Origin of the sequence: Ruminococcus sp., assembly GCF_019417665.1 — a bacterium.
GTDB lineage: Bacteria > Bacillota > Clostridia > Oscillospirales > Ruminococcaceae > Ruminococcus_C.
On the sequence record NZ_DXUU01000025.1, the window covers coordinates 1 to 17,719 of the forward strand.

The 17,719-nt window shown below is 46.4% G+C and carries 18 protein-coding genes; 1 reads left to right on the plus strand and 17 read right to left on the minus strand.

Features of this window, described 5'->3' with window-relative positions; translation table 11 throughout:
- Window positions 1–195: 195 nt before the first annotated feature.
- From QZ375_RS07890 to QZ375_RS07970, 17 genes are all read right to left on the minus strand, one after another.
- A complete protein-coding gene (locus QZ375_RS07890) occupies window positions 196–723 on the minus strand; it encodes a hypothetical protein (RefSeq protein WP_295217643.1) in 528 nt (175 codons plus the stop codon).
- Complete coding sequence (locus tag QZ375_RS07895; protein ID WP_295217645.1) at window positions 716–1,795, minus strand: HAMP domain-containing sensor histidine kinase; 1,080 nt, start codon at window positions 1,793–1,795, stop codon at window positions 716–718. Before QZ375_RS07895 ends, QZ375_RS07890 begins: the two co-directional genes overlap by 8 nt.
- Window positions 1,792–2,463, minus strand: coding sequence for a response regulator transcription factor (locus QZ375_RS07900; protein WP_295217647.1), 672 nt, complete (start codon window positions 2,461–2,463; stop codon window positions 1,792–1,794). The genes QZ375_RS07895 and QZ375_RS07900 overlap by 4 nt, the downstream gene beginning before the upstream one ends.
- Window positions 2,460–3,401, minus strand: coding sequence for a hypothetical protein (locus tag QZ375_RS07905; protein WP_295217649.1), 942 nt, complete (start codon window positions 3,399–3,401; stop codon window positions 2,460–2,462). Before QZ375_RS07905 ends, QZ375_RS07900 begins: the two co-directional genes overlap by 4 nt.
- Window positions 3,388–4,410, minus strand: coding sequence for a zinc-binding dehydrogenase (locus tag QZ375_RS07910; RefSeq protein WP_295217651.1), 1,023 nt, complete (start codon window positions 4,408–4,410; stop codon window positions 3,388–3,390). The genes QZ375_RS07905 and QZ375_RS07910 overlap by 14 nt, the downstream gene beginning before the upstream one ends.
- A 146-nt stretch (window positions 4,411–4,556) precedes the next feature.
- Complete coding sequence (locus tag QZ375_RS07915; protein WP_295217654.1) at window positions 4,557–4,811, minus strand: hypothetical protein; 255 nt, start codon at window positions 4,809–4,811, stop codon at window positions 4,557–4,559.
- Window positions 4,812–4,842: 31 nt separating this feature from the next.
- A complete protein-coding gene (locus QZ375_RS07920; protein WP_295217656.1) occupies window positions 4,843–5,214 on the minus strand; it encodes a hypothetical protein in 372 nt (123 codons plus the stop codon).
- Window positions 5,215–5,509: 295 nt separating this feature from the next.
- The gene (locus QZ375_RS07925) at window positions 5,510–6,160 is read right to left on the minus strand and encodes a V-type ATP synthase subunit D (RefSeq protein ID WP_295217658.1); all 651 of its coding nucleotides are present in this window, start codon (window positions 6,158–6,160) and stop codon (window positions 5,510–5,512) included.
- A gap of 16 nt (window positions 6,161–6,176) precedes the next feature.
- The gene (locus QZ375_RS07930) at window positions 6,177–7,553 is read right to left on the minus strand and encodes a V-type ATP synthase subunit B (protein ID WP_295217660.1); all 1,377 of its coding nucleotides are present in this window, start codon (window positions 7,551–7,553) and stop codon (window positions 6,177–6,179) included.
- Complete coding sequence (locus QZ375_RS07935) at window positions 7,553–9,322, minus strand: V-type ATP synthase subunit A (protein WP_295217663.1); 1,770 nt, start codon at window positions 9,320–9,322, stop codon at window positions 7,553–7,555. The genes QZ375_RS07930 and QZ375_RS07935 overlap by 1 nt, the downstream gene beginning before the upstream one ends.
- A 20-nt stretch (window positions 9,323–9,342) precedes the next feature.
- Window positions 9,343–9,654 (minus strand): V-type ATP synthase subunit F, encoded by a 312-nt coding sequence (locus QZ375_RS07940; protein ID WP_295217665.1) that lies wholly within the window; start codon window positions 9,652–9,654, stop codon window positions 9,343–9,345.
- Window positions 9,647–10,615 carry a V-type ATPase subunit gene (locus QZ375_RS07945; RefSeq protein ID WP_295217667.1) on the minus strand — a complete coding sequence of 323 codons (969 nt, stop codon included), beginning with the start codon at window positions 10,613–10,615 and terminating at the stop codon, window positions 9,647–9,649. Before QZ375_RS07945 ends, QZ375_RS07940 begins: the two co-directional genes overlap by 8 nt.
- A gap of 4 nt (window positions 10,616–10,619) precedes the next feature.
- Window positions 10,620–11,216, minus strand: a complete 597-nt coding sequence (locus tag QZ375_RS07950; RefSeq protein ID WP_295217669.1) for a V-type ATP synthase subunit E family protein — start codon at window positions 11,214–11,216, stop codon at window positions 10,620–10,622.
- 36 nt (window positions 11,217–11,252) lie between these two features.
- On the minus strand, window positions 11,253–11,729 hold the full coding sequence (locus QZ375_RS07955; protein ID WP_295217671.1) for a V-type ATP synthase subunit K: 477 nt from the start codon (window positions 11,727–11,729) through the stop codon (window positions 11,253–11,255).
- A complete protein-coding gene (locus QZ375_RS07960; RefSeq protein WP_295217674.1) occupies window positions 11,722–13,695 on the minus strand; it encodes a V-type ATP synthase subunit I in 1,974 nt (657 codons plus the stop codon). The genes QZ375_RS07955 and QZ375_RS07960 overlap by 8 nt, the downstream gene beginning before the upstream one ends.
- A gap of 36 nt (window positions 13,696–13,731) precedes the next feature.
- Entirely contained in the window at window positions 13,732–14,043 is a 312-nt protein-coding gene (locus tag QZ375_RS07965; RefSeq protein WP_295217675.1) for a hypothetical protein, read from the minus strand.
- Between the two features lie 627 nt (window positions 14,044–14,670).
- A complete protein-coding gene (locus QZ375_RS07970; protein ID WP_295217677.1) occupies window positions 14,671–15,543 on the minus strand; it encodes an AraC family transcriptional regulator in 873 nt (290 codons plus the stop codon).
- 128 nt (window positions 15,544–15,671) lie between these two features.
- Here QZ375_RS07970 and QZ375_RS07975 point away from each other — a divergent pair, with 128 nt between their 5' ends.
- Complete coding sequence (locus tag QZ375_RS07975; protein ID WP_295217679.1) at window positions 15,672–17,651, plus strand: TIM-barrel domain-containing protein; 1,980 nt, start codon at window positions 15,672–15,674, stop codon at window positions 17,649–17,651.
- Window positions 17,652–17,719: the final 68 nt, after the last annotated feature.

Consider the following 17,719-nt stretch of genomic DNA (forward strand, 5'->3'; position numbering starts at 1 on the left):
GCAAAGGTCTGCTTTGCTATACCTTCTTGCCAATTACGAATTTTTTGTAAACTCTACTCCACAACTATTGACTTTTCTTAGCTGGACTTCATCTTAAACTTTTTTCTATTATACCATATTTGTAGCTCAATAGGAAGATTTAATCAGTGTTTTCCTAACTATCAATATATCTCATTTTTCTGCTTCAACTGGTTACTATTTCAAAAGGGAATGCCCTTTTTCGCAGATAGTATCAATTTCATCCTGTTTGGCCGCAATCAGCGATTCTACTTTCTGACTGCGTTTCTGAAACATTTCCTGATATAAAAAATACGGCAGAATCCATCCAATAAATGCAGGAATTGCAAAGAGAATACAAAGTAAAATCATCGGCGGTTCATGGGTCACTGCAAAAACAGAACCTGCCATAAACGCCGTGCCGATAATGCCAACGATCAGCGCCAATATAGTCGCAGCAGAGGTCCTGGAATGTTCCAGTGCCTGTATCTCATTTGCACAAGCTTCAAAGTGCCGCTGAAGACGTGTCAGTTCTGCTTTATTGATGATATGCCTGTCACGCTTTAAATAAATCGTTGTATGGCTCGCACTTTCTGTTACAGGGCGGTTTTCATCAATTGCCCAGCCTAAATTTTCATAACAGTCCAGATACATGGAGACATTTTCTGCTTCCACAGTGATTTCCTTATATTCATAAGCCACAAAATCCGGTTTCATGTTACGCATCTGCCTCCTCCCTGCAGATTGACACAGGCAGTTTTACCGTAAAAACAGTTCCCTTGCCAACTTCGCTTTTTACAGTAATCATTCCATCACTCAGCTGTAAGATACGCTGGACAAGGGCAAGTCCCAGACCGTTTCCCTCCGTAGAATGAGAGGTGTCTCCCTGGTAGAATTTATCGAAAATATGTTTCATCGTATCTGCATCCATGCCGCACCCTGTATCGGCTACGGAAACTGTCACGGATTCCTTGTCAGAGATTTGCATAAGCGTCACTGTACCACTGTCTGGCGTAAACTTCATGGCATTGGACAAGAGGTTCGTCCACACAATCGCAAGCAATTCCTCGTCCTCCTCTACCATTGCCTTGTCCTCTAAGTCAGCTTCAAATTCAATATTCTTTTTCTCCCAGATGTTCTCAAACTGCAATGCACATTCACATAGCTGTCTGCACACGTCATACCGCTGCGGTGCAGGTTGGATCGCCTGCTTTTCCAACTTATTCAGTTTCAGTATATTGGCAATCAGGTTAGACAAACGCTTTGTAGCGTGAAGAATAGTTTCCGTACACTCCCTCTGTTCTTCTTCATTTAGACGACTTTTTTGCAGCAGTTCGGCGTTACTCTGAATGACCGCAAGGGGTGTTTTGATCTCGTGAGACACATTAGAAAAAAAGTCCGTTTTCAGAGTCTCGATACTGCCAAGCTCCTCCACCATTTTATTGAAATCCATGATCATGACATCCAGATAGTCCAGTTTATCCGATGTATTCGTAGTCGGAACATATACGGAAAAATCACCGTGGGCAACCTTTGAAGTCGCTTTCGCCAGATTCTGCATGGGAATTTCATAACTTCTCCTGACACGCCAGCCTGTGAACAAGGTCAGTCCCAATGCCACAAGAAACCAGTAAATTATAGGAATGATTGTTTGTACAAGTTTGCTCCAGTTCCGTTCATTGGCAAGCACAATCAATCCGAAATGTATACCCGACATTAGAAGCAGTACCAGAAAGAAAATCACAAGCAAAGACACGGGAAACCGTGACCGTTTCACCGGAACTTTCTGTCTACTCATAGCAGCACCGCCTTGTAGCCGATGCCACGAATGGTTTTGATCTCAAATCCATCACAGGATGAAAACTTATCCCGCAGCTTCGTAATGTACACATCCACTGCACGCAGACTGGTCTCCGATTCCACACCCCAGAATTCGTCCATAAGCTGTGCACGGGAAAAGGTCTTTTTCGGATAGGACAACAGCTTGTACAGAATGTTGAATTCTCTCGTTGTAACGGGAACTTCTTCGCCGTCCACTGTGGCACTCATACCGTCTGCATCCAATTCCATATTGCCCACCACAAGCTTTCGTTCCATTTCAATGTTTGCCCGTCGCAGCAGTGCACGGACTCGCAGCAGCAGTTCATCCAGTTCGATCGGCTTCACCATGTAATCATCGATTCCCAGCTGATAGCCTTTCTGTTTTGAGGGAAGGTCATCCTTTGCGGACATAAACAGAATGGGAATATGCTTGTTCACTCGGCGTACATTTTCCGCAAATTCAAAGCCGTCTATTTCCGGCATCATAATATCCGAGATGATCATTTCATAAAGCTTGTTGTACATTTCGTTATAGGCGTCGTTGGCATTCAGACAGCCTTTTGCATGAAATCCACAGTCGTTCAGATAGGTACAGACTGTCTGATTTAGCTTTGCATCATCTTCCAGAACCAGTATGTTTATCATGTTGTTTGTCTCCGTTTCAATTTATTCAGTGCCCTCTGACCATGTACGGTCAGATACACCGCCACAAAAAGCGTAATCCCCAGCACAAACGCACCGGTAATAATATTCATTTCCATGCGGAACTGCTCATCGCCACCTCCAAACCGTGAAATCATAGCCGTTTGCAGTGCAAACACGGACATCAGCGCACCGGCAAAGCTGATTGCCTTTGAAGCTGACAGTATCGGACTTCCAGCTTTGCGAAATTTTACAAGATTCATAATTGCAGAAATAAAAGAGCAGAAAGTGTACATTGCCGAAATGTAAATTACATATCCTGGATATTCGTAGCCCTCGTTCTTCCATATCATCTGGATGACCATACCGCTCATTGCGCCGTTCAGCAGGAACATAAGAAATCCGGTTTTGCGATAGCTGCGGAATTCGTGTATCAATTTCACTTTTCTGTTATTCAGTTTTGCCGCCTTGCGTGAGTTTAGAATCAGGTGAAATCGAAGTACACAAAGCATGACATAATAAACCGCAATTGCACCCAGCCATACGGAACCATAGAGGATACTCGTCACAAATTTAAAGCCTGCATAAAACAGGTTGATTATCATGCCCTGATGCAGGGAAATGCTGCCTTTGAAGGTCAGATCGTTGAGGTATCGGTTTCCTATGGGGTGGCTGCTGATCTTGTCAACAATGGGATTGTATCTGAACCGATAGGTGATTTTCGATTTGAGTTCCGGAAAGGCAAGAACTAGAACCGTAAATGCGTATGCCGACAGAACATATGAGATGTAGGAAACCGGACTTGTTTCACTAAGACATGTTAATGCAAAAATGACAAAAGGAAATCCTGTCAAACTTGCAAGAATAACGACCCACAGCGGCGGAAACAGAAAAGCATGAAGTATTTCTTTGAGCTGTCCCCTTTTATCAGCTTTTTTCATGGTTAATGATCACATTCAGTGCATGTTCCGTATCTGCGGCAGTTGCAATTGCTTTTGAAATCTCTGTAAGCGGAAACTCATGTGTTATGATAGACTCAATGTTGTATACTCTACTTTCCATCAAACGCATAACATCACGCACGTCTTCCGGCATATAGCCGCCCGAACCGATAATGCTTTTCTGTGCATAGGTCAGGTGCAGAATATCAAGCTGTTTCAGTGCATTATTGACTGCCACAGCAACAAAACGGCTTCCAATCTTGCCGATATTCATAAAGGTATCCAATACACTTTCCGCACCAGCAGCATCAATGAAAATATCCGCATCAGCAGTCATTTCGCTCAGACCGTGTGCCTCGCCAAACACTTTTGTCATTTCCGCCTGCACATCCTGCTTTACCGGATTACACGCATGGAAACCAAGACCCTTTGCCTTTTCAAGTCTGAACGCCGAAACGTCTGCAAGCATGACCTGACTGCATCCGAAAATCTGCTTTAATGCCATTGCCGCTGCGATTCCAATCGTTCCTGCACCGAACACAACTGCCTTTTCGCCATGCTTTGGATTAGAACGTCTTGCGGCTCTTGTGCCGACCGTGAAAGGCTCGATCAGCGCAGCGACTCTCAGGGGAATCTTATCGCTGACCTTGTATACCTGCTTGCCGACTACGCAGTTTGGAATACGAATATACTCTGAAAATCCACCGATCGTGCCGGCACGTTTGGGATCTCCGGTGGCAAGCAGAGGATAGGGGTAAACAATATCTCCCACAGCAATACCATTTACGTTTTTGCCAACTTCTGCAACTTGTGAAACAATTTCGTGGCCGAATTCCTCGCCCATCGTGATTTTATGTCCTGTGTTAGGTCCGTGGGTGTACACTGCCACATCTGTGCCACAGATGCTGGCGTACAGATTTTTTATTATAATATCGTTATCACCACAAGCAGGATTATCCCGTTCTTCAATTCTGACATTCTCTTTGCCATAATAAATTGCTGTTTTCATACAGAAACCTCCCGATATATTTTTTAATCTATATTATAACACATAAATATGACATTCTTGTTAAAATTGAAATAATTGCCAAAACTCCCATAAAAGCAGCGGAAAGAATGCCCCCCGCTGCTTTTTCCAATAAACAGAATTACAAACTACTTTCCCAGATGTTTTGCAACATCAATACGCTCATTTGCCTCTGCGATTCTCTCATTTGCTGCATCGATCTGTTCCTGACGTTTTGCCTGTTCAGCGGCTTTTCTGACAGACGGTTTGCTCATAGCTTTTGCTTCTTCGAAATTTGCCTTTGATTCCGCTTTTACCGCTGCAAAATTTGCTTTGTCAACCTCATGCTGTGCTCTTGCACTTTCAGCCATATCTCTGAATGCGTTCTTAAAAAATTCTCCCATTGTAAGCTCCTCCTAAATACTTTATTGAAATTTATTTGATACCTTTGATCATAGGAATCAATCCCAGCAAAAGAACAATTCCCACGATTCCTACTACAATGCCCCAGATCATCAGACCTTCCCAGACCATTGTCATGCACATACCAACACCTAGCACCAGTGCTCCTACAATACCATAGATGACAGTCCCAATTGCTTTGCCGTTCAGTTTGACAGCAGGTGCTCCGGTCATTTTTCTGCGGACAAAGACCATTGCCAGAAGAATCACCGCACCGACAATTCCTGTTACAATGCCCGGCATGAACGCATCCCATTCGGAAATCAGTGCCATGCACATACCCAATGCAAAGATCAGTCCGCCGATAGTGGACATTACAAGAGTGACAAAGTTTTCTTTTTTCATCGTGAATACCTCCAGTTGATGTTTTTTGTCAGATGCTTCGTTCTCATCTGTTGTATGCATTATACCTACTCTATGTTTGTGCATTGTTTAAGAATTGTTTGAGAAATATTAAAGTCACTAGAGCATATTGACTTATCGCATATGTACACCCGTGAGAAAGGAAAACATTCACACATCTTGTTACGCTGCTTTTCCATCATACCTTTATACTGCCAATAAAAAAACGCTTCCACCTGCATTTTCAGCAGACAGAAACGTTTTTATCGCATTTCACTTTGTATTGATTTGCTGTACACTATGCGTAATTATGAGACTTATTCAGCACCATATCCTTAACTTTCATCAGACCTGTCGCCGTGCTTCTTTCGTTTTCCGAAAGCTTCATGGTGATATACTTGATGGTCTCTTCATAGTCCGGGATCATGATATGCTCCAACGCATTGACACGGCGTCTTGTCTTTTCGATCTCATCCGCCATCAATTGGCAAGACTTTTCCACTTCAGCAAGGCGTATCATTTTCGGAAATACCTCGCTAAGTACCTGGACAGCATCGTCCAAATCGCAGGACGTAAAGGCTGTACCGTAGGCATAAATATCGTTGATGTTGCTTGTCTTGAACTTCGTCTCAAATACAGGGATCTTCACGCTCATGACATTCTGCTCCTGAATCTCCAGAGAAACCTCCTGTTTCGGCAGCAGCAATGCTGTCTCCAGCTGGGCAGTCTGCATCACAGAACCAGCCACCGCCATATGGGCATTTGCCTGACAAATGGCATTCTCCACCTCGGTGCGCAGCTGCTGATTTTCCCGAACCAGTTCCATAAAACGCCGCATAAGTTCGTCACGTTTGTCTTTCAGCAGCTTGTGTCCCCTTCTGGCAGATGCCAGCTTCCTTTTCAGATTGGTCAGCTCCATACGGGTAGGATTTACATTTAGTCTTGCCAAATCAGCTCACCCCGTTTCATGGTTGATTGTCGTAGTACTTTTGCAGATATTCCTCATGAATTCGCTTCAGTTCACTTCTTGGAAGCAGCCGCAGCAGTTCCCAGCCCTCTGCCAAAGTATCCTCAATGCTCCGATCGTTCTCAAAGCCCTGTGAGACATATTTTTTCTCGAATTCATCGGCAAATTTTGCATAAAGTCTGTCCATAGGCGTCAGTGCCGCTTCACCCAGTACTACCATAAGTTCCTTGGCATCCTTGCCTCGTGCATAGGCAGAGAACAGCTGATTCATGGTATCCGAATGATCCTCCCGGGTTCTGCCGACACCAATACCCTTGTCTTTCAGACGGGACAAGGACGGTAGTACATCAATAGGCGGCTCGATACCCTTCCGGTACAGATCACGGGACAGGATGATTTGTCCCTCGGTAATATATCCTGTCAGGTCGGGGATAGGATGGGTCTTGTCATCCTCCGGCATAGTGAGGATGGGAATCATGGTAATGCTGCCGTCAGAGCCTTCCTGTCTGCCAGCCCTCTCATAAATAGATGCAAGATCCGTGTACATATAGCCCGGATAGCCTCGTCTGCCGGGCACTTCCTTTCGTGCTGCTGAGACCTCACGAAGCGCATCAGCATAGTTGGTGATATCCGTCAAAATCACAAGTACGTGCATATTCTTCTGGAATGCCAGATATTCTGCAGCAGTCAGCGCCATTTTCGGTGTTGCAAGACGTTCGATAGCGGAATCGTTGGCAAGGTTGATAAACAGCACAGTTCTATCCAAAGCACCGGTACTGCGGAAACTGTTGATGAAATACTCCGATTCCTCAAAGGTAATGCCCATGGCGGCAAACACTACCGCAAAGGGTTCATTGCTGCCACGTACCTTTGCCTGCCGTGCGATCTGCGCCGCCAGTTTTGCATGGGGCAGACCACTTGCGGAAAAGATCGGCAGCTTCTGTCCCCGAACCAGCGTGTTCAGACCGTCAATGGCAGAAACGCCTGTCTGGATGAACTCCTGAGGATATTTTCTTGCCACGGGATTGATGGGCAGACCGTTGACATCCATACGCATTTCCGGGATAATTTCCGGGCCGTTGTCGATAGGGTTGCCCAATCCGTCAAAGACTCTTCCCAGCATATCCTCCGAAACGCCCAGTTCCATCTGGTGTCCCGAAAAGACAACGCTGCTCTCCTCCAGATTGATGCCTGCCGCATTCTCAAACAGCTGTACCAGAGCATTGGTACCGTCGATCTCTAATACACGGCAGCGGCGTTTTTCGCCGTCCCGGAGACGGATCTCTGCCATTTCGTTGTATGTCACATGTGTTACATCTTTGACCAGCAGCAGAGGTCCTGCTGCCTCTTCGATGGTTCTGTATTCTCTCGGCATCAGACTTCCTCCTCTTTGACCGTCTCACTGGTTTCCGTGGAAATTTCCAGACTCAGCGCTTCGAATTCGCTGTCGATCTGCTCTTCCGGCACATATTTGAACCGTCCGATCTTCTCTCTGGCTGGCAGTGCAGAAAGTTCCTCCACATCGGCACCCTGCTTTGCAGCAGCATTTGCCTCGTCATGAAACGCCAGGATCAGCCGGATCATGCAAAGCTGCTTTTTCAGACTTGTATAGGTGTCCACTTCGTGAAATGCCAGCTGATGCAGAAAGTCCTCACGGATGGAACGTGCCGTTTCCATTTTCAGGCGGTCTGCCGGAGAAAGAGCATCCATACCCACAAGCTTTACAATTTCTTTCAATTCCGCTTCTTCGTGAAGCAGTTCCATAAAACGTGCCCGGAGCGTCATCCAGTCCGGGGAAACATTTGCCTTGTACCAGTCTGCCAGCATATCTGCATAGAGGGAATAACTGGTCAGCCAGTTGATCGCCGGAAAGTGACGCTGGTATGCAAGGTTGGAATCCAACCCCCAGAATACTTTCACAATACGCAGTGTTGCCTGAGAGACCGGCTCGGAGATATCGCCGCCGGGAGGTGAAACTGCACCGATAACAGAAAGGGTGCCTTCCCTGCCATCGCTGCCCTTGGAGATCACTCTGCCGGCACGCTCATAGAACTGGGCAAGACGGCTGCCCAGATATGCCGGATAGCCTTCCTCACCGGGCATTTCCTCCAGACGTCCCGACATCTCACGCAGCGCCTCTGCCCAACGGGACGTGGAATCTGCCATAAGGGCAACGGAATAACCCATATCTCTGAAATATTCCGCAATGGTAATCCCCGTATAAACAGATGCCTCACGTGCCGCAACTGGCATATCCGAGGTGTTTGCAATGAGTACAGTCCGCTCCATCAGGGATTTTCCCGTATGCGGATCGATCAGCTCCGGAAACTCATTGAGGACATCAGTCATTTCATTGCCACGCTCGCCGCAGCCGATATAGACAATAATATCCGCCTCTGCCCACTTTGCCAGCTGATGCTGAGTTACCGTTTTTCCACTGCCGAAAGGCCCCGGAATGGCTGCCACACCGCCCTTTGCAATGGGAAACAAAAAGTCAATGACACGCTGTCCTGTAATGAGAGGCTTTTCGGGAGAAAGCTTTTTCTGATATGGTCTGCCCCGGCGGACAGGCCATTTTTGCAGCAATGTCAGTTCCCGCTCGCCCTTATCAGTCTCCAGCACGCAAACGGTATCTGTTACATGAAATTCTCCCGCAGAAATAGACTTGACAGTACCCTTTACACCGTTAGGTACCATGATCTTGTGCAGTACCAGATCTGTCTCCGGAACTGTGCCAATGATATCTCCGCCGGTCACCTGATCACCAACTTTGACAGAAGGCGTGAATTTCCACAGGATATCCCGTTTCAGAGATGGTACTTCAATACCTCGTTTCAGATTGCTGCCCGAAATTTTCCGGATATCATCCAGAGGACGCTGAATGCCATCGAAGATACTACCGATGAGCCCCGGGCCAAGCTCTGCGCTCATGGGCTCACCCACAGATTCCACCGCTTCTCCTGTGCCAAGTCCGGAAGTTTCCTCATAGACCTGGACGGACGCACGGTCTCCGTGCATTTCGATGATCTCACCAATCAGACGCTGGCCGCTGACACGTACCACGTCAAACATATTTGCGTCACGCATCCCCTCTGCCACTACCAGAGGGCCTGAGATTTTAACGATTTTGCCAATACTGCTCATGCAGATAACGACACCCCTTTCTAACGTAATATATCGGAACCAACGGCTTTTTCCACAGAGATATGGAGATTATTCATGCCATCGCCGGTATTGCCGGTAATCCCTGGGATCAGGATGATCGCCGGCAGCTTTGCATTTCTGTATTTCTGTATGGTTTCACTGACTCCTGCGGCAGCGGCTTCTGTCATATAGATCACCGCAAATCCATTCTGTGCCAATTTCGGGATCAGCTTTGAGATCTTCCCTGCATCCGTCTCCGGAAACACCGACAGACCGAGTGCGGCAAAGCCCCATACACTTTCTCTGTCACCGATGACAGCAGCTTTATACATAGAGTTTTCGCATCCTTTCTGTGATCGTTTCCTGCACTGCGCCGCAGCTCTTACATACCAGCAGAATCCGGAGATTCTTGACTTCCGTCTCCTTTGCCAGGTAATATGCGGCAAGCGGCTCAATGCCAAAGGATTGCAGCTTTGCCTCCTCCGCAAGAGAAATCACGGCATCATCACACCATTTTTCAAAGCGTGCCGGAGATATGGTCAGCGCCTCTGCCGCCTCACTATATGGTGTTCCTCCCAGATAAGTGAACAGTGCGTCCGTACCTCTCGCAGCTGCACGTACCAGAGAAGTTTTATCCAGTTCCCGGCTGCCGCATATGGCAGTATCCAAGAAATTCTCTGACTTCTGCATCATACTGCATCGATAAGCCGTTTTCATATCCGCACACACTGTGATGAGCTGGGCGTATTTTTGCATAAATTCACTCTTATGCTGTTCCGCAGCCGTCTGCATTGCCTGCAATGCTGCTGTATCCAGCACTGCATCCGCAAGCTGACCATCCAGTGTTCTTGTCAGGATATCATACGCTTCCATGGCAGTCTCCTGCATATATACCGGGAGCATGTCATAGTGCTTTGCGGCGACAATGCCGGGCAGTTCGTTCAATGATAAACTAGTGGGTCTGAGGAACAGCCGCTGCGCATCTGTATCCATAATCAATGCTTTCAGCGCAGCTTTCAGATTATGAAAGTTGTTCCGATACACCAGGATCTCAAGCTCCTGATTTTCCGGCGCATAATCGCTGAGAAATTCCCATACCGCTTCCAGTTCCTCATCCATTGCACGGAGCAGTTCATCCTTGTCCCGTGGAACCGTTCTGCCGCAGGAGGTCAGAATTTCCGCAATGGCAGCGGTATTTTCCGCAGCCGCCATACGTTCCATGTCTGACTGGGTCAGCAGTGTGCTTTCCATGGCTCTGACTGCGGCAACTGCGTTTGCAAATTCAGTACTCATCTGGTCACTCCTCAAATAAAACGGCAGCTGCCTTATCCCGGATATCGTTTTTTTCCGCTTCGGCTATGGCACGGAAACTACAGTTCTCTGAAATCTTGCCATAGCGCAGCAGGAATCCGTTTTCGATGTCAGCCGGCTTCTCCGAAATGGCAATGGATGCCCCTTCTGCCCTGGCAAGACGGTTCACAGTCTCCCCGAAATCCCCAGGCAGTCTGGCGAGATCCTTTTCCCCGAAAGAAAGAATACCATTCCCCGGCTGCAAATGCTTCTCCACCAGTTTCAGGATGACTGCAAAATATTCCGGATCCGGAAGCGCAGCAGCCTGTTCCATAGCCTGTTCCACTGCTGCATTGATGCATTCCACTCTGCACGCAAGGAGTTCCCGGCGCATTGCTGCATCTGTAGATGCACACGCATTGGTATACGCCGTTTCACATGCGTGACGATGTTCCTGCATCAAAGCGTTATATTTTTCATCGGCGTTTTTTTCGCCCTCCGCACGGATGGCATCCGCTTTTCGCATTGCCGTTTTTTCCATGGCATCTGCGCTCTGCCTGCCCTGATTCTCAATTTCCTGCAGGATCTTATCCAGCCCTGACATTTCCATCCCTCCGTTCTTTCCAGCAATACATTCCGATCAGATCGAAATATTGTAGATCAGAAGAATGGAAACCAGAAGTGCAAGGATGGCATAGGTCTCTACCATTGCTGCCATAATAATACCCTTACCATTCTGATCCGGCTTCTTCGCAACGATCCCTACACCAGCTGCTGCTGCTCTGCCCTGGGCAATACCGGAAAACAGTCCCACAAATGCAATGGGAAGCGAAGCTGCAAAGAACATCAGTCCCTGAGAAAGGGTCAGGTCTGCCGGTGTACCGCCGATAATACCAATACGGCTCATCATAAGAATGGCGGTCAGCAGTCCGTAAAGACCCTGAGTACCCGGCAGAAGCTGAAGGATCAGCACTTTACTGAACTTAGACGGATCCACGGAAACAACGCCTGCTGCTGCTTCTCCCACAAGGCCAACGCCCTTTGCCGAACCGATCCCGGCAAAAAGAGCTGCAAATACTGCGCCGACTACGGCGAATGCGATTCCCATACTATTCATCGATAGATTCCTCCTTGAATTTTACATATTGACTGTTGACTTTTAACGGATGAAATGCTCTGCCGCCGCCCTCGTAGAATTTGGAGAACAACTCCACAAACTGAAGACGATCCGTATGAACATAGGCGCCCAGCAGATTGATGGCAAGATTTGCCGTGTGTCCCACCAGGAATACCACAACCAGCATAATGGCTTTCACCGCCATATTCTGAGGCATAGTACCGATGAGGTTGATCACGCCTGCAATACTGCCCGTGGCAAGTCCCAGGGCAAGCAGACGAGAATAAGAAAGAATATCACTGAGATATCCCGTTGCAGTATTGTAAAGGGCATACAATCCCCCGAAGAATTTTCCAAAAATAGACTTGGAACTTCTGCCAGCCGTCAGTACCAGCAGTGCAACGCCTACAATTGCCACATAACCTCCGATGGTTTTCAGAATGCCTGGCACATCCGTGAGGATTCCCGCCGCAAGAGGGCAGACGCCCAGAATGGTCAGATATACCGGCACGGTATCCAGAAAGGCGTCCAGTTTCTTCCCTTCGTCCCAGCGCATTTTAAATGATACGCCAATACCCAGGAACAAGTGTGCGATACCCAGTGCAAAGGAATAGAGCAGCAGTCTGATAGGATCGTCCAACGGCTGAAACCACAGAGCAATACTGCCGATTTCTTTCCCAAAAAATTCCCGTCCTACCACCTGCACGATATCCCCGAACCAGCTGCCGAAAAGTGCGCCGAATATAATGGTGGAAATACCGCAGTTACGGAACATCGTCAGGGTTTTCCGCATATTTTCTTCCAGCTTCAGTTTTTTCAGGGCGATGACCGTACCCACCACCATGACAATGCCATAACCTGCATCCGAAAGCATCATGCCAAAGAACAGGTAATAAAAAAACGACATGACCGGCGTGGGATCCACATCCTTTTTCCCGGGCAGAGAGTACATTTCCGTGATTCCCTCCACCGGTTCAGAGAACTTGCCGTTCTCCAGCAGTACCGGCACATCCTCGTTCTCTTCCGGCGCATAAAACCGGATCGCCGCATGGTATTTGGCATCAATTTCCTTTGCAATGGCATCCGCATACTTTTCCGGTATATACCCTGTCAGCACAAAGGTGCTCCGGGTAAAGGCAAGAGCATTCAATGCCTCGTACTTATCCTTCCGCATCTGGAGATAATCGGCGGCAAATTCCAGACGGCTTCTCTCACCACTGCGATTGCGAATGGTTTCCAGGCATATCTCCTTCTGCTTTTTGAGACATTCCACCTCCAATTCAAGCAAGGCTTTTTGTTCACAAGGCGTTTTATTTTCCGCCTCTGTCAACGGTGTAAAGGCATTCTGCCGGAGAATTTCATAAGCTTCTTCCGCAATACTGCGGCTGCATAGCACAAACAAATTGGTCTGTTCTTTTGAGGAAAACAGGATCTCTGCATGGCATTGCTCCGGCAGAAACGTTTCCAGTTCCTCCGCTGTGATCTTTTCCGGCATAGTACCAATAAAGCAAGCTGTTGCAGAAGTTCCCTTGAAATTCATAGGCACATCTAACGCCGTCCACTGCCTGAGCGTGTCCAGCTTTACGCCGATCTGCGCAAGATTCGCCTCATTTTCCAAAATCATACGATTATTCCGCACAATTTCTGTGGCGGTCTGCATGAATTTTTCCAGTCGAGTTGCCTCTTTGCCGAATTCATGTTTTTCCATTTCCCGTTTCCCGGAAAAGCTGTCCAACAGAGACTTTTTTTCCGGCGCCCGCTGATTCAGTACCTCCAGAGACTGCACCACAATATTTCGAAGTTTTTCAAACTCTGAGATCACTGAGGTCACATTGGTTTTGACAAGACTGTCATCTGTTTCATTGCACAATTCTAAAATGCCTCGCCGCTGCAACAGTTCAATGATTTTTTTGCTGTCTGTCAAAAGTGCGACCAGTTCGATTTTCTGCATCTTTAGTTTCGCCATTTGTCACATCACCATCCTTTCTTTCCGATGCGCCCATCATCCGAACAACTGGCTGAGGATCAGTTTCACCGCAGCATCCATGTTTTTGTCTGCTTTCTGCCGGATGTCCGCCTGTTTCCGGGCGCATTCCTCAGTGGCTGCACGGTAATACTGCTCTATCCGTGCCTGATTTTCTGCACGAAGCTTCGCACCTGCTGCATTCGCAGCTTCTGTTTTTTCCTTGCAGATCTGGTCGGCATAAACTTCAGCATCTTCTACGATTTTGCTGCACTTTATCCGTGTTTTCGTCAGAAGCGCATCGGCATCGGATTCGGCAGAAAGTACCTGTTGTACTGTCTCTGAAACCATACTATCCCTCCTTTCAGTATTGTATTGACGGAATTCCTGCTTGCCCATAACATACCTCTTTCTTAAACACCTCTAAAGTATCATTATACTGATTTTCAGAGAAACAACAACGGGCAAATGCGGAAAGTTCGGACAAATACACCTCATTTGTCCAAAAAAACAAAAAGGAGCCATCTCTACAGACAGCTCCCTTCACATTTATATTTAAGAATTGTCTGTATTATAATATATGCCAACTAATTTGTCAAGCTTTTCAAGAAAAAATCAGACAAATATCCAACTATATATTAGATTTATTGTGCATTTCGCACAAACCAATGGTATTATTTTCAAAGCAATATCGCATAATTATTTTTGTATAGATACTCAGACAATTTTTTATGAAATATAACGAAAAATTGCAAACATATGACGTGCAAAGCCGCCAAATGTTCTGCGTGCGGTATTACCTCAAGTTACGCAGATAAATACCTTCTCTTATCTTTACACTTTTTCAGATATCTATACCTCTGGTTGCCTATACTACGCTTTTCGACAGATTGCCGATATACAAAAATGCTGTTAGTATGACAAAATTTCATCAAAGCACCTTGACAAATTCCGGTTTGAGGTACTATATTATCCGTTTCATTCCTGAGACTCCACAATTTTTTTCCTGTACGCAGTAGGAGAACAGCCTGTAATCTTCCGGAATTGCCGGTTAAAATTAGAAATATTTCGAAATCCGCAGTCAAAAGCGATTTCCAGAACATTCTTTTTCGTGCCAATCAGCGCCCTGCATGCTTGATTGATCCGGAAATGGGAAATATACTCCACTGCACTGAGTCCCACATGCTTCTGGAATTGACTCATAAAATAGCTTTCACTTAAATGAACAGCAGCCGCAAGCTGCCTGATGGTAATAACTTCCCGGAAATGGGCGGCAATGTATTCCAAAGCAGGACGGATCATCTCCCCTGATTCGCAGAAATCCGCATCAATTTCCGCTTCCGTTTCCAGCAGCCAGAAAAGCTTCAATAGTTCACTACGCATGAGCATATCCAATTGAGGCGTATCGCCTTTTGCACAGGCGAAAATATTCTCCATAACCATTTCCAACTCAGTATAATAGTGGTGTTCCGGTGTAATATGCATTTGCACCCACATACTGCCGTTTATCAGAGGTTTGATACACTCACTGATATATCGATCGGAGTCTAGACCACCGAAAATTTTGTGGCTGAAAACAAGAGTGTCATAAACCTGCCGTGTGTTGGCACATGGATAAATAGAATGCATGACGTTAGGCTGGATAATGATCATGTCCCCAGCGGCAGAAATAAATTTTTCCTCGCCGCAGATAAACTCAGCCGACCCTTCCCGGATATAATTAATCTCAAACTCACTGTGCCAATGCATGGGAACACAGTTAAAATGGTCGGGAATTACACATTGATAATAACTAAAAGGCTTGATCTCAGAACTGTGAATGCGATTTTCTTTAGAACACATATAATTCATACTAGCACCTCCTAAAAATAGGATCGTATCAGAATATCGTAGAATATCAATAGATTTCAGTGTTGTTTTGTAGTATTATATCATATAGAAGGATAAATTGCAATGGACTTTTGAAAGGAAGTGCTGTTATGATAAAAAAATATGTCTACGGGAACCCCTTTCCCACCGATGCTGTTGTCATAGAGATCGAACCAGCTGCGGATAAACTGCCGTTTTTTGAAACCGACAATCAAGGCGGATTTACATATTCTCTTTCCGAAGACGACATCGTTTATGGTCTGGGTGAACAAATCCGAGGCATCAACAAAAGAGGCTGGCAATATGTCAGCTGGAATTACGACAATCCCAACCACCAAGAGGATACCCGTTCCCTATACGGTGCGCATAATTTTATCATCGTCTGTGGTGCGGCAACATTCGGCGCATTTTTCGACTATGCAGGAAAAATGGAATTTGATATCGGTTATACCAAAAGAAGCGTTATGCAGATCAAAGCTGCCCAAAATGATCTTGCTGTATATATCATCACAGGTGAAAACGAAAAGGATATTGTCAAGCAATTCCGTGAGATTATCGGCAGAAGCTATGTTCCACCGTTATGGGCATTCGGTTACGGCCAAAGCCGCTGGGGATACAAGAACGAACAGGATATCCGTGCTGTAGCAGAGCAGTATAAAGCTGCCGGCATTCCCCTTGACAGTATCTATCTGGATATTGACTATATGGAGCACTACAAGGATTTTACCGTTGACAAAGAGCGCTTCCCGGATTTGAAAAAACTTGTGAAAGACATGAAAACACAGGGAATCCATCTTGTTCCTATCATTGATGCTGGCGTGAAAATCGAGGAAGGCTACGAAGTTTATGAAGAAGGCGTACGGGGAAATTACTTCTGCAAGAATGCAGACAGCGAAGATTTTGTCGGTGCAGTATGGCCGGGACGAGTACACTTCCCCGACTTCTTACAGTCCGAGACGAGAAAATGGTTTGGCAAAAAATATACCGTTCTGACCAAACTGGGTATCGATGGCTTCTGGAATGACATGAACGAGCCTGCCATTTTCTATACGGAGGACAGGCTTGCAGATACTTGTGCTGAAATTAAGAAGCTCACCGCAGGAAATATGGGGATCAATGAATATTTCACATTCACCGGAATGGTCGCAGGATTGAACGGAAATATGGGAGATTACGACAAATTCTACCACAATGTAGACGGTCAAATGGTAAAGCACAGCGATATCCATAATCTCTACGGCATGAATATGACCCGTTCTGCCTTTGAGGCATTGCAGGAGATCTGCCCCGAAAAACGCACATTGTTTTTCTCCCGGTCATCCTATATTGGTGCGCACCGTTACGGCGGCATCTGGCAGGGTGACAACAAATCCTGGTGGTCACACATTCTCCAGTCCATGCAGCAGCTTCCGGCGCTGAATATGGCAGGCTTCCTTTTCATTGGCTCGGATACAGGTGGATTCGGCTGTGACACAACTGAGGATCTCATGCTCCGCTGGCTGCAATATTCCTTGTTCACACCTCTTTTCCGCAATCACTCCGCAGATGGCACTCGTGAACAGGAACTCTATCGCTTTGATAATGTCAATGCAGCCGCTGAAATGATCAAGATTCGCTACAGCTTAATTCCATATCTTTACAGTGAATTCTTAAAGGCAGCATTAAATAATGAAATGATGTTTAAACCCCTTGCCTTTGATTTCCCTGAGGATCTTACGGCAAAACAGGTGGAAGATCAGCTTCTCCTTGGCAATGAACTAATGATCGCACCCGTCTACAAGCAAAATGCGCAGGGGCGATATGTTTATCTTCCTGAGGAAATGATGCTGGTGCGGATGCAATCATGCAATGATTATCAAACAGAAATCCTTCCCCAGGGGCATCATTATGTGAACATTGCATTGAACGAACTGGTCTTCTTTATCCGGAATCAAAGGGCAATTCCTTTCGCTCAAACCGCAGAAAACACAACCCAAACAGATATCCATTCACTCCGGCTCTTGGGTTATTCCGGCAGTTCCTATGTACTATATTGGGATAACGGATCTTCTCCTAACCCCGAGGACAGCCTTACTGTTTCAACATTATAATTGCTTCCTGACAGCTGAAATTAAAAAGTCCGCCGTACATTTAAATTTTACGGCGGACTTTTTTTGTA